At 64.5% G+C, this 13341-nt stretch carries 12 protein-coding genes; 10 read left to right on the top strand and 2 right to left on the bottom strand.

Annotation, left to right across the window (positions count from 1 at the left end; genetic code table 11):
- The first annotated feature begins 3 nt into the window (after window positions 1-3).
- From G3446_RS12295 to G3446_RS12255, 9 genes are all read left to right on the top strand, one after another.
- Window positions 4-294 (top strand): hypothetical protein, encoded by a 291-nt coding sequence (locus G3446_RS12295; protein ID WP_164453128.1) that lies wholly within the window; start codon window positions 4-6, stop codon window positions 292-294.
- Between the two features lie 104 nt (window positions 295-398).
- Window positions 399-1040, top strand: a complete 642-nt coding sequence (locus G3446_RS12290) for a tetratricopeptide repeat protein (protein ID WP_164453127.1) — start codon at window positions 399-401, stop codon at window positions 1038-1040.
- A gap of 747 nt (window positions 1041-1787) precedes the next feature.
- A complete protein-coding gene (locus G3446_RS12285; protein ID WP_164453126.1) occupies window positions 1788-2468 on the top strand; it encodes a TIGR00153 family protein in 681 nt (226 codons plus the stop codon).
- Between the two features lie 135 nt (window positions 2469-2603).
- Window positions 2604-3869 (top strand): inorganic phosphate transporter, encoded by a 1266-nt coding sequence (locus G3446_RS12280; protein ID WP_164453125.1) that lies wholly within the window; start codon window positions 2604-2606, stop codon window positions 3867-3869.
- Window positions 3870-4119: 250 nt separating this feature from the next.
- On the top strand, window positions 4120-4743 hold the full coding sequence (locus G3446_RS12275) for a serine/threonine protein phosphatase (RefSeq protein WP_164453124.1): 624 nt from the start codon (window positions 4120-4122) through the stop codon (window positions 4741-4743).
- A 507-nt stretch (window positions 4744-5250) separates the two neighbouring features.
- The gene (locus tag G3446_RS12270; RefSeq protein WP_164453123.1) at window positions 5251-6417 is read left to right on the top strand and encodes a hypothetical protein; all 1167 of its coding nucleotides are present in this window, start codon (window positions 5251-5253) and stop codon (window positions 6415-6417) included.
- Between the two features lie 232 nt (window positions 6418-6649).
- Complete coding sequence (locus G3446_RS12265; protein ID WP_164453122.1) at window positions 6650-8077, top strand: hemolysin family protein; 1428 nt, start codon at window positions 6650-6652, stop codon at window positions 8075-8077.
- Window positions 8077-9336 carry a hemolysin family protein gene (locus G3446_RS12260; protein WP_164453121.1) on the top strand — a complete coding sequence of 420 codons (1260 nt, stop codon included), beginning with the start codon at window positions 8077-8079 and terminating at the stop codon, window positions 9334-9336. Before G3446_RS12265 ends, G3446_RS12260 begins: the two co-directional genes overlap by 1 nt.
- A gap of 206 nt (window positions 9337-9542) precedes the next feature.
- Entirely contained in the window at window positions 9543-11204 is a 1662-nt protein-coding gene (locus tag G3446_RS12255; protein ID WP_164453120.1) for a methyl-accepting chemotaxis protein, read from the top strand.
- Window positions 11205-11235: 31 nt separating this feature from the next.
- Here G3446_RS12255 and G3446_RS12250 read toward each other — a convergent pair whose 3' ends face one another.
- A complete protein-coding gene (locus G3446_RS12250; protein WP_164453118.1) occupies window positions 11236-11508 on the bottom strand; it encodes a hypothetical protein in 273 nt (90 codons plus the stop codon).
- Between the two features lie 145 nt (window positions 11509-11653).
- Complete coding sequence (locus G3446_RS28685) at window positions 11654-12046, bottom strand: transposase (RefSeq protein ID WP_280818814.1); 393 nt, start codon at window positions 12044-12046, stop codon at window positions 11654-11656.
- 76 nt (window positions 12047-12122) lie between these two features.
- Between G3446_RS28685 and G3446_RS12240 the strand changes: the two genes are divergently transcribed.
- A partial coding sequence (locus tag G3446_RS12240; RefSeq protein WP_164453119.1) for a helix-turn-helix domain-containing protein occupies window positions 12123-13341 on the top strand: 1219 nt, incomplete at its 3' end.

Here is a 13341-nt window from a genome sequence, read left to right as displayed (position 1 = left end):
GAAATGATCAGCTACGAGCAATTGGCGGAGCGACACATCAAGGAGCATGAGCTGCGGGAGAAGAAGTGCAAGGAGAGAGACCCGGACTACCAGGGCCAGCGTCGGGGGCTTCTGGGCGCTGTCGATGTCAAGGAGGGCGCCTGGCGCCAGGCGACCGTGAATCAGGCGGGGCCGATGGGGCTGATCGACGCCGTCGCACAGGACCTCGAATCCTTCGTCGAGATCTTCGAGCGCGCGCCGCGGTGCGATGTCACGGATCCGCCGACGCGACGGCGCAACGTGCATATCTCTTGACGGCAGCATGAGCCGGCTCCCTCGTGAGCGAGCCGGCTCCGGTGGCACCGCCCGCGCCTGAGCGCGCGGGCCTAGATCCAGCCTGCAATTCGGAGGATTCTGCCATGGGCATGCTCGGCCTGAGCCCCCAAGGTCTCGGCAGCCGCGATCTGCCGAGACTCCAGGATTTCGAAGGGGGAGACATTCATCTCGCCGTCGCCGAGGAGGCGCACGATCTGCTGACCCGGGCCCGTGCCTACCGCGAGGCTGGTCAGATCGCGCGTGCCCAGCAGAAGGCGAGGGCGGCCCTGCAGGTGGTCAGACGCGGACTCCGTCTGCACCCCAAGTCTCCTTTCCTCGGCCGCTTTCTCTGCGGAATCTACTACGAGCTGCGCGATTTCGGCGCCGCCGAGAACTGTCTCGAGCACCTGGTTGAGGCGCTTGCCAAGGAGTCTGACGCCGACCTGACCGAGCCTTATACGCGGCTCGGCATCATCAAGTGGTATCACCGCAAGGACGTGCTGGCGGCGATCGACTTCTTCCATTGCGCCCTGGACGCCGCCCGGCCAGATACGGATCCAGATCTGGCCTCGGAGCCGCATCTGCATCTGGCGCGGATCTACCTAGAGATCAATGTGCCCGAGCGTGCCCGCGACCATGCGGAGCAGCGTCTACTGGCCGTTCGTGGCTGCCGCCAAGCGGCCATCCTCTACGAGCTGGTGCAGACGGAAGAAGCCTTCGATCTCGGTGCGAGCGCGGTGAGCTGATGCCTCCAAGCTCCAGGCGGCGGGTCGTTGCGCCGCTTGCGAGCCGGCGGTCGGTTTACCCCGAGCGCTGAGGGAGGCTACTCTGGGCCTTGAGCCCTGGCCCTCTTGTTTCGACCCAATCTTCTACGAGCGCCGCTTTCGGTGGGATGACCCCTGCCTCCGCTCCTGCGGCTGAGCCAAAGTGCCCCGCCGGTCGCCTTGCCTTGACGTCCTTGTCAGTCCCTCCGCGCTGGTAACAAATCCGTAACATTCCCTGTTGCTATCTCGCACCGGCGCGCTAAGCTCCTTACTCCAAGCCGCTCGGGACCTCTCGAGCCTTTACCCTAGATTCGGCAATTCGAACCGCAAAGGCGCAAAGGACGCTAAGTAAAACAAAGGGTTGCTCAATGCATCCATGTCACCCATTGGGTGAGTAAGCTCCACTCCACTCCGCAAAGCATTGAAATCCTTTGCGCTCTTAGCGCGCTTTGCGGTTCAACAGCTCTTTTCAGGTTTACTCGAGGTACCAGGGATGTGCCGTGTCGCAAGACCGGGAATCGAGCCCTTCGCGACGGGCGCGACGGCGACGGGCGCGCCATGCGACGGGCGCGCCACGGATTGGCGGTGAGCCTCTTTGGCGAGCGAGGCGCGCTCTCGCTCGGCAAAGCCGATGCGTCTCTCTGTCCGCGCGCTCGTACTGACCCAGCGATCTATCTGTCCGGACTATGCTTTGCAAAAACAATCAGGTCTTCCTGAGGAGGATTTTCAATGAAAGCCGCTAATACGCTGACCTCCATGTTCGGTCGCTCGCCGTTCAAGCCGCTTCAGGGGCACATGGGCGTCGTGACCGAGTGCGTCAGAGAGGTGCCGGCGCTCTTCGAGGCCTTGATCGGCGGTGACTGCGCCGAGCTGGAGCGCGTGTCGGGTGTCATCTTCGAGCGCGAGCAGGCCGCGGACGATATCAAGAACGAGATGCGGATCCGCCTCCCTCAGAGCCTCTTCATGCCGGTCGACCGGCGTGATGTCCTCGAGCTGCTCGACGTGCAGGACTCCATCGCGGATACGGCGCAGGACATTGCCGGTCTGCTCATGGAGCGCAAGATGGTCGTCCCCGACGACATGGTCGATAACCTCCGGGCGCTGGTGCAGCGCTGTGTCGACAGCTGCGCTAAGGCGAACGAGGTCATCAATGGTCTGGACGAGCTGCTCGAGACCGGCTTTCGCGGGCGCGATGCCGACCGCGTCGAGCAAATGGTCAACGAGCTCAATCGAATCGAGGACGAGACCGACAAACTAGGTATGTCGCTGGCGCAAGCGTTGTTCGCGCAGGAAGACAAGCTTAGCCCGGTGTCGGTGGTGTTTTGGTACCAGCTGATCCAGTGGATCGGCGACCTCGCGGATCACTCCGAGAAGGTTGGCAATCTGCTCAGGCTGCTGATTGCGCGCTGAGCCTTGTCGACTCATTTCCCGCACGAGCTTCAGCAAGCCGTTCCGGCCGGCGTCCGGGTGCCTTGCCTGCATCCGGCCGACGATCTCGCGCGCGTCCTAAACCCGTAAGAATAAGTACAGAGTTGGAGGATCACGATGGAGATCATCTCCGAATGGGGCACTGTCTTCCTGGTCTTGGCGATCATCTTCGGCGTCTACATGAGCTTCGGCATCGGCGCCAACGACGTGGCCAATGCCATGGGGACCTCGGTCGGCTCCGGTGCCGTGACGGTCAAGCAGGCCATCATCATCGCGGCGATCTTCGAGTTCGCCGGGGCCTTCATCGCCGGCGGCAATGTCACCAGCACCATCCGTAAGGGCATCATCGACGCCGACAGCGTGGCCGGCAGCCCGGAGCTTCTGGTCTTCGGCATGCTGGCGGCCTTGCTGGCCAGCGGCATCTGGCTGATGATCGCCTCCAGCCGGGGCTGGCCGGTATCGACCACGCATTCCATCGTCGGTGCCATCATCGGCTTCGCGGTCGCCGGGATCGGGATCGAGGCCGTGCATTGGGAGAAGGTGGGCACCATCGTCGCGAGCTGGTTCGTCTCGCCCATCATCGGTGGAGCCATTGCGCTGCTGCTGATGCTCAGCATCCGCAAGCTCATCCTCAACACGGACCAGCCCTTCGCCCGCGCCAAGGCGTGGGGGCCGGTCTATGTCTTTTTGGTCGGCTGGATCGTCAGCCTGGTGACGCTGTTCAAGGGATTGAAGCACCTGAAGCTGGATCTCAGCATGGGCCAGAGCCTGATTGCGGCGACCGTGATCGGGCTGGTGGTTGCCGCCATCGGCAAGATCCTCATCGACCGCGTCAAGATCGACGAGAAGGCCGACCGCAGCTTTCACTATGCGAGCGTCGAGAAGGTCTTCGTGCCCATGATGATCTTCACCGCCTGCGCCATGGCCTTCGCCCATGGCTCCAATGATGTGGCCAATGCCGTCGGCCCGCTTGCGGCCGTCGTATCCGCCGTGCAAAGCGCGGGCGAGGTCGGTCAGAAGGCCGGCCTGCCGCTGTGGATTCTGGCGCTGGGCGGCCTGGGTATCGTCGTCGGTCTGGCGACCATGGGCTACCGTGTGATGCAGACCATCGGAACCAAGATCACGGAGCTGACGCCCACGCGCGGCTACTGCGCCACCCTGGCCGCCGCGACAACCGTCGTTCTGGCGTCCAAGACCGGGCTGCCGGTCTCGACGACCCAGATCGCCGTCGGGGCCGTCATGGGGGTCGGCCTGGCGCGCGGTATCGGGGCGCTGGACATGCGGGTGATCCTCAACATCATGGTCTCCTGGGTGATCACGCTCCCGGCTGGCGCCATCCTGGCGGCGCTCTTCTTCTTCTTGTTCAAGGGCATGTTCACCTGATTTCAGGCCATCTCGGCGCCCGATGGTCTCGGGCGCCTTGCGAGCACTCTGAAGAGGCCTGGGGGATGGATGGAGATTTCGTCCTACTAAGGTGGCCTGGCCGCGCGTGGGCGATGTTCTTGCCGGCGTTGCGTCTAGGCGCCTGGGGTGGGGCTAGCGGGGGCGGTGAGGCCGGTCTCTCAGCGCGCCCGGCGAGGATCCGGCTTGAAGCAAACGCTGCCTGCCCGGAATCCTGCGCGGGGATGCGGCTATGAGCCAGGTCTTCGGTGCGCTGTCCCTGCCGCTCGAGCCGATCCGCGATCTGCAGACCTATCGTGGGGTCCGCTTTCCCGCCTGGGTCAAGCTCGGGCGCCTGCTGGTCACCGGGCCGCCTGGCTCGGGAAAGACGACGCTCATCAATCGCCTGCACGGCTGGCCGGAGGAAGGCTACATCGATGTGACGCTCAGGGGCTGGTGGAAGGCACAGTCACTGACCCTGCGTCCGCGCGAGATCCATCTCGGTCTGCCGTTCGTTGGCCATCGCGATGGGCTGACGCTCTTCGAGCCGGCGTGGTGCGACGATTGGCGGCATCAGCGTCTCGACCTGGACCGCGTTCGCTATCCGCCGTACAAACGGTATTTTTGGTCCGTGGATTGGCGCTCACGCTATAGCTTCGAGTTTCTCTTGCCGACGGCCGAGCGGATCTTCGAGTGGCGGCGCGCGCGCGCGCGCCGTGGGACGCATCCGGTCGACACAGAGCTCGACGAAGACCAGATCCGTCAACAGCTCAGCCTGTTCGCGCTCACGGCCCAGCACTTCCATCAGAACGGTCTGCGCGTCTATATCCGACGCGAGACCCAGGATTGGATACCCTGGGGGTTCGTGGGGCACTGAGCTCAGGCGATTTCTGTCAATTCCCATACCATCTGGCTTGTCTTGACGCCCGACTTCTGTGTCGCCCCGCCAGTCATATAGCCCAGCTATGCTCCTGTCGGCGCTCTTTGAAGGCGGACCTCAATCCGGCGCCACCTGGTATAAGAATTTCCGGCAATCGCCTTAAGCCCGCTGGCTTCCGCATCGATTCCGCGTCCCGCGGCGGCCTATACTTTGACGCGCGATCCGGACCGATGGACTGGCGCACCCCTGCGCCCAGGGCTGCGCAGCAGAACCGAGCCTCATCTCCTTCGTCGAGAGAGGCCGCTCGAGACTGTGAGAGTATTCCGAGCGCACCATGAAGATGGTGCCCTGCCGTAGGTCGGGCCGACTTAGGAGGCCCAACAACCGGGGCCTTAGGTCAGCCGCTGTATTGGGCTTCGTACTTCGGCCCAACCTGCGGGGAGTTGCTTCACGGTCTCCTCGCACATCCTGGGTCCAGTGCCCCAGCAGAACCGAGCCCTTCCCATGGCAAAGATCTTCGTGACCGATGCGGCCGGCGAGAATCCGGTTCCTTTCCTGCGCGGAATTCTCACACGCTCCTTGACCGAGGCCGGCCTTGGCTTCGATGAGGCCTACCAGCTCGCCTCCGAGATCCGCCAGCAGGTCGATGACAGCGGCAGTGTCACCAATGATGCGCTCTTCGTCTTGGTGCGCGACAGCCTGCGGCGCAGCAAGTCCGCGGAGATCGCCGAGCACTACGCATCCAGGCGCGCGCCCGACACCGGCCTGCTGGTGCGTCACTCCAACGGCGACCTCTTGCCTTTCTCACGGACCGAGCATGTGCGCTGCCTGGCGGCTTGCGGTCTGACCGAGGAGGAGGCGGCACACGCGAGCGGCATGATCCTGAGCGACATCAGCTCACGCCAGCAGCGCGAGATCGCCTCCGATGAGCTGCGTGCGCGCTCGCAGCACTGCCTGGATATCCATTTCGGGCGCCGCGCTGCCGAGCGCTACCGGATTTGGATGGATTTCATCCAGAGCGGGCGGCCGCTCATTCTGCTGATCGGTGGGGCCGGAGGCAGCGGCAAGAGCACCATCGCGACCGAGCTGGCCCACCGTCTGGGAATCGTGCGGACGCAGTCGACGGACATGCTGCGCGAGGTCATGCGCATGCTGATCCCCGAGCGCCTGCTGCCGATCCTGCATCGCTCTTCGTTCGATGCCGGCGACCTGGTCGAGCCGCCGCGCGACGGGGAGCGGGACCCGCTCGCCGCCGTCGTTGCCGGCTATCAGCGTCAGCTCGAGCTGCTGGCAGTGCCCTGCGAAGCGGTGATCACCCGCGCCATCCGCGAGCGTGTCTCGCTGATTCTGGAGGGCGTGCATGTGCATCCTGGGCTGGCTGAGCGGATCGCCGCGCGTGGCGACGCGGTCCTGGTCTCCATCATGCTCGGCGTCCTCAAGCCGGAGCAGCTGCGGGCGCGCTTGCGCGGTCGCCAGCGCATCGCTCCTGAGCGCGACACACGCACGGATCCCGACAACTTCCGACGCATCTGGCATCTGCAAGGCCATCTCCTCGATGAGGCCGACCGGCTCGGGGCACCCATCCTGCTCAACGATGATCAGGACAAGACGGCGACCCTGGTGCTGCGGACAGTGATCGACGTGCTCGACTCCACCGAAGCCGCCGCATGACCCTGATCGCGGCTAGTCGGCTGCGGCTGGGCCGGCCGGTCGTGCCTGGCTGAAGACCGCAGCTTGTGGCTCAGGCCGCTCGGGTCTAGCATCCACGCAGCAGCAGGCACCGGCAGCACCGGACGGCGCCCGGGCGGAGCCCCAGGCACTCCGGCCGCTGCCCTGAGCGAGTGCCCAGCCAATTCGGACAAGCGCCGTGTCCCCCTCAGTTTGAGCAGAGAGATTCGCAACCATGCCGGAGATGGAGAGCTGGAGCCTCGAGCTGATCCTGCGCGGGATTCTGCAGGTGATCCTCTTGGGATCTTCCGCGGTCTTTTCCGGCTCCGAGACGGCGCTCTTCTCCTTGAGCCGCATCGATCTCCAGCAGATGCGCTATCGCCGCGACCCGCACTCCGAGGGTATCCACGCCATGCTCGATGAGCCGCGCCGGCTCATCATCTCCATCCTGTGCGGCAATGAGCTGGTCAACATTGCCTCCAGCGCCAACATGACCGCCATCTTGCTCATCCTCTTCGGCCAGGATGCCGGCTGGCTCAATATCCTGGTCATGGTGCCCTTGCTGCTGCTGGTGGGCGAGGTCACGCCCAAGACGATTGCGGTCAATCATCCGCTCGGGTTCGCTCGGCATGTGAGCGCGCGCATCCTGCCGCGCTGGATCGTTCTGGTGAGTCCCTTGCGCGAGGCGGTCCGCCAGGTCGCGGACCGGGTGACGACGCTATTGGTCGGCGAAGCGGTCGCGCGCGAGAACCTGCTGCGTGCCGACGAGCTCAAGAGTCTGCTCGAGGAGGGCGAGGAGACCGGCATCATCGATGCGACCGAGCGTGTCCTGATCGACAACCTGCTCGAGGCCGCCGAGACCGACATCCTGCACATCATGACGCCCGGCCCGCGGCTGTGCCTGCTCGACGCCGACCAGCCGCTGCCGGACTTGATCCGTCGCTTCCGCGCCTATCAGCACCCGCGCGTCCCTGTCTATTCCGGCCATTGGGACAACGTCGTGGGCTTCGTGCACTCCGAGGACGTGCTGCGCCTGGTGCGCGGCGGCGCTGACCTGGAGGAGCTGTCGCTGCAGGCCATTCTCAGGCCCGCACACTTCCTGCCGCCGACGGTCAAGGTCGACGAGCTCTTCCACTTCTTTCAGGAGCACAAGACCCGCGCTTGCATCGTGCTCGGCGAGTTCGGCGAGGTGCTGGGTATCGTGACCATGAAGGACGTGCTCTCATTCATCTTCGGGGAGCTGACGACCAATGTCCGCGGTCGCGACGAGTGCGAGCGGGACGGCGATGCCCACATCGTGCCCGGCTGGATGCGCCTGCTGGACTTCTACACCGTGACCAACATCGATCTCGACGACCCGGTGATGACAACGCTTGGTGGGCTGGTCTTCCGCCTGTTCGGGCGGCTGCCGGAGGTTGGGGAATCGGTCGATTTCGAGGGGTACAGTTTCCAGGTGCTGGGCATCGACGGTCTGCGCATCAGTCGCGTGCGGGTGAGCCGCTCCGACAACAAAGAGACGGACAGCGAGGTCGAGCCGGGCCTGGACGCTAAGGTGGAAGCGGTCGCGGAGGCCGCGAGCGACGCGGCCGCGATCGAGACACCTGAGCCGGGGCCCGAGCCGAGCCCCACCGCCGAGCCCTCAACAGAACGGGAGAACGCCTGATGGAATGGCCGGTCGCCTTGCTTGTCATGCTGCTCTTCCTGCTGCTGAAGGGCTTCTTCTCCGGCTCCGAGATCGCCATCGTCAACTCGGACAAGCTCAAGCTGCGCCACCATGCCAAGCAAGGCGATCGGCGCGCGGCGCTGCTGCTCAAGATGTTCCGCAAGCCGGACGTGGTCCTCGGCACCACCCTGGTGGGAACCAACCTCGCGACCGTCATCATCTCGACCCTGGGCGCCTTGATCTGCATTCAGGTGTTTGGTGAGTCGGGCGATCTCATCTCGGTGCTCATTCTCACGCCCTTCCTACTGATCTTCGGCGAGGTGGTGCCCAAGAGCGTCTTCCAGCAGAAGGCGGATACCATCGCGCCCAAGGTCAGCGGTCTGCTGCGCTTCTTCTCCTATGCCTTCTATCCGGTGATCTTCATCTTCAGCCGGGTCGCGCGTTTCGCGACGCGGCTGGTCGGTGGCGCCTCGACCCGCCAAACCCTCTTCATCACACGCGAGGAGCTGCGCGCGCTCTTGGATGACGGCGAGCCCACCGGCAGCATCGGCACCGTCGACCGACAAAGCATCCGGCGCATCATCCGCTTCGCCGACACCACTGTCGGCCAGGCGATGATTCCCTTGCCTGAGGTGGTTGGCATCAATGAGATGCGCAGTACGGCGGATGCGGTCATGCTGGTCATGAAGCATGGCTACAATCGGCTTCCGGTGTACCGCGGCAACATCACCAATCTCAAGGGCGTGCTGACCCTCAGCACCTGGGACCTTCTCGACGAGGGCATCGATGAGCGACCCATCACGGACTTCATCCATCCGCCGCTCTATCTCAGCCCCAATCAGACCATCGATCAGATCCTGCCGCTGCTGCAAGAGCGTGAGGATCACATGGCGATCGTGGTCGACGAGTTCGGCTCGGGCGTCGGCATCATCACCATGGAAGACGTCTTCGAGGAGGTCGTCGGCGACATCGATGTCGGCTACGATTTCGATGAGTATCGTCCCAAGCGGCACTATTTCATCGAGAGCACCGGGGCGACCGCCTTCCGCACGGCAGGTCGCACGCCGCTCTCCGAGATCAACGACGTCCTCCACATCAAGCTGCCCTTGACCGAGGCGCATACCATCGGGGGCTTCGTGACGGCGCGCCTGCGGCGGCTCGCCAAAGATGGGGACGAGATCGAGGAGGAGGGCTACAGATTCATCGTCGAGCGGGCGAGCGACAAGACGGTGCTGCGGGTCCGGGCGGAGCAGACTTGAGACGCCGCTGAATCCAGGCCCAGCGTGCGCATGCTGCGCGTGCTGGGAAGGTCGGCCTCCAGGCCGACATCTGTTGGCATGGAGGCCAACGGCCCGTTCGGCTTGGTAACGACGCTCTTGGAGATCGCTCGAGCGCGCGAGTCGAGCATGCGGTCTCTGCAGACTTTTCACTGAGGACGCGCGGCCACAACCGCGGGGGAGGGGGCTTGAGCAAGCTGGCAACGCGACTGACCATCGGCGAGAAGATCGGCTTGGGCTTCGGCTTGGTCGGCCTGATCCTGCTAGGCGTTATTTGGCACTACGACCTCACTCTCAGCCGGGTTCTGAAGGACTACGGCCAGCTCCACAGCGTCTATGGGGCGCGTCAGCTCCATGCGTTCGAGATCGAGCGGCGCCTGCTGGGGGCTCGAAGCGCGGAGGAGCGCTTTTTGATGAGCCGGGATCTGGAGCTGGCCGATCAGGTCCGCGAAGAGGTGGGGCAGCTCGACGCGGAGATCGATCGGCTCGCGGCGCTGGACGCGGATGTGCGCGGCACCGCGGACGCACTGCGCGCGCAAGCCCAGAGCTTCCTCGGTCGCTTCGACGCCATCGTCGAGGCCTGGCGCATCCGGGGACTGGACGAGGACTCCGGACTTCAAGGCGCCTTCCGCGATGCCGTGCACGAGCTCGAGGACCTAGCGGGCCACTATGATGTCGATCGGCCCTATCTGCTCCTGCTGCAGATCAGACGTCGTGAGAAGGACCTGGGGCTGCGCCGTGACCCCGCCTATCAGGATCAGGTCCACCAGCTGATCGAAGCGCTGCGGTCCGCCGTTGCGGCCTCCGAGCTGACGCGCCCGGTCAAGCACCAGCTCGATGCCGAGATCGCGACCTACCGCAAGGAGCTGGATGCCTACGCTAGCGTGGTGCTCGACAACCGCGACATCGACGGTGGCAAGGGGCCCTTTCGCGATGCGGCGCACCGCATCGAGGCGATCCTGGAGGCCCACTATATCCCGGACATGAAGGTGCAGATCCTGCAGCTGCGCAGGCGCGAGAAAGACTACCTGCTGCGTCGGGATGCCGAGTACATCGGGATGGTGGACAGCATCGCGGCGGGAATCCGCGATCAGGTGCGTGCCTCGCGGATTGCGGATGACGAGAAGGCGCGTCTCGATGCGCTGCTTGCCGGCTATGAGCGCGATTTTCACGCCCTCGTGGATCAGGATGCCCGCATCGCGCAGCTCATGCAGCAGATCGACGAGGCCGTCGCAAGCATCACGCGCTTGGCGCAGGAGAACCTGCGTCAGGCCAGGACACAGATGCAGGAGATGAGCGCCCAGATCGACGCCACCTCGGTGGAGAAGGCGCGTCTCAGTCTCAGCGTGGCGGCCGGCGCGCTGGTCCTCGGCGCCTTGCTGGCGTTTCTCATCACCAGACGGATCGTTCGGCCGGTGCGGGAAATGGCCGGGCTCCTGGATCGGCTGACGCATGAGAATCCGACCGAGCGCATCGAGACGGACCCCAAGGGGCGCGACGAGATCAACGCCATGGCCATCTCCCTCAACACCATGGCCGACCACAAGGCGACCTTTTTCCATTGGTGGCGCAGCTCGATGCAAGAGGCCATCGCGCTGCGCGACCTGAGCGCGAGCAGTGCGCAGGACGAGCGCGACGAGGCGACCGAGGAGCTGCGTCTCGCGGCCATGTCCAAGCTTCAGCAGCTCAATGGCATCAAGGGAAAGATCCAGCGGGATGCCGAGCGCGTGCGCGAGATCGGCGAGCGCATCCAGGCGGACCCGTCGCGGGCATGCGCGGAAGACGGTGTCACCTTGGCAGCCGCCGGCACGGACATTGGGACCCTGCTCGAGGTGATCGAGGACCAGTGATTCCAGGTGCGAAGGGGTTGAGGCGGGTCCCTCAGGACCGCTCTTCGCAGGCCTTCTTGATCTCGTCCAACAGAGCGCGATAGGCGCGCAGCAGTTTGTGCGGCTTGTCTTTGTGCCTCTGAGTGAGGTCTTCGAAGCGTTGCTCGAAGGCCTTGGCAGCCTTCTTCTCGCCATCCGCGCACTTCGCCAGCTTGCCGAGCCGCTTCTTGTGCAGTGCCTCGATCAGCTCGACGTCGCGCTTGGCGAAATAGATGTCTTCCTCCGCCATCTCGCGCAGACGGAGCTTCTCCGGAAACTGAGTCATGATCTCCACTCCTGGGTCATTGTGCGGAATTCGGTGGACTTCGCTCTCGAGACTGTGAAGAAATTCTGCGTAGGTTGGGCTGAGGTACGAAGCCCAACATGGCGGCTAGTGCAACAGAGTGGAAGTCCTGAGACCGTTTGTTGATTCATGCTGCGAGCGGTTTGCCCTGATAGGTCCAGCGAAAAGGCTTGGCGAGGGTGCGATTGAAGAGGTCGATGAAGTCGCTGATGCGCTTCTCGAGATTGGCCACGGAGGTGAAGTTGCCGCGCCGCAGGACTTTGCGCGCCAGGATCGAGAACCACATCTCGATCTGGTTGAGCCAAGAGGCGTGCTTGGGCGTGAAATGAAAGACGATGCGATGGCCCGGATCACTCAGGAAGGCGGTGCGCGTGGCCATGGACTTGAGGATGCCTGCGTGCCCCTTCACGCCGAGATCGCCCTCGAAGCCGATGGCGTCGGCGATGAGGCGGACGACCGCCTCGGAGCAATGGATGTTGAGGTTGTCCATGACCAGGTGCCACTGCAGAACTCCTGACATACGCCCATTAACTCGCTGAAATGGTGCTATAATCCTGGCTTGAATCGATAAATAAATACGAGACTGTCAAACCGCCATGCCAGGCACCGTCGAGCTTCCCCTGCTGCCCGAAGAGGCGATCACCTTGGGTCCGCGGCTGGCGGTCGTAGAGACGCCCGAAGCGCTCATCTTCATGAATGCCTCCGGCCCGCTGATGAGCTGCGCGCACGGCGATGCGGCGGCCAAGCGCTTCATCGGCGCGGTCGTGATGGCGCAGGGTCTCGCCAAGGGCGAGGATCTGGCGGACGTGTTGGGCGTTCACCGCTCGACCCTGTTTCGCAATCAAAAGCTTTATCGGGAAGGCGGTCTGGAAGCCATCCGCGACGGGCGCGGTCACGGTGCACCGCGGCGGGCGCATAAGCTCACCGACGACGTGCTTGCGCTCGCGCAGGCGTGTCTGGATCAAGGCGGCTCGCAATCGGCAGCGGCGCGTGCGGTGGGCGTGAGCGAAACGGCGATTCGCCATGCGCTCAAGACCGGTCGTCTGCGCCGCAGCCCGCCGCCGCGCCAACGCCGCGCAGCGCTCTCGCCCGGGGAGCGGGCCGAACGCGACGCTGCACAGGCGCGCGGCGCCGGTAGCGCGCTCAAGCGCCTCGACGAGCGCCTGCTCGCCTGCCGGGGCGAGCTGAGCGAGGCGGCACCGCACTTCGAGCCCGTCGAAGGGGTGGCGAACGCGGGTGTCCTGTTGGCCTTGCCGGCGCTCATCGGCGAGGGCCTGCTGAGCAGCGCCGAGCGCGTCTACCAACCGCTGAAGGCCGGCTTCTATGGCCTGCACGCGATCTTGCTGTGCCTGGTCATGATGGCCTTGTTGCGGATCAAGACCATCGAGGGCTTGAGCGCGCATCAGCCCGGCGAGCTGGGCATCCTGTTGGGACTGGATCGCGTGCCGGAGGTGAAAACGTTGCGCCGCAAGCTCGCCGAGCTCGGGGAGCAGCAACAGGCGGCGAAGCTGGCCGCGGCGTTAACCGAGCGTTGGGCGCAGGGCGAGCCCGACGAGCTGGGCCTGCTCTACATCGACGGTCATGTGAGCACCTATACCGGGCGCAAGCACCGCCTGCCGAAGACGTTCGTGCAAAAACGCCGACAGTGTCAGCCTGCCGCGACCGACACCTGGGTCCACAACGGCGCGGCCGAGCCCTTGTTCTTCGTCACCAGCCCGATCAACCAGCATCTCCTGTCGCTGATCGATCAGGACGTCATCCCCGAAGCACGCCGGCAGATCGGTCCGCAACGCAGGCTGACCCTGGTCTTCGACC

Origin of the sequence: Thiorhodococcus minor (assembly GCF_010820565.1) — a bacterium.
Classification (GTDB): domain Bacteria; phylum Pseudomonadota; class Gammaproteobacteria; order Chromatiales; family Chromatiaceae; genus Thiorhodococcus; species Thiorhodococcus minor.
Note: the sequence above shows the minus strand (reverse complement) of the source record. Positions and strands in the feature narration are given on the sequence as shown.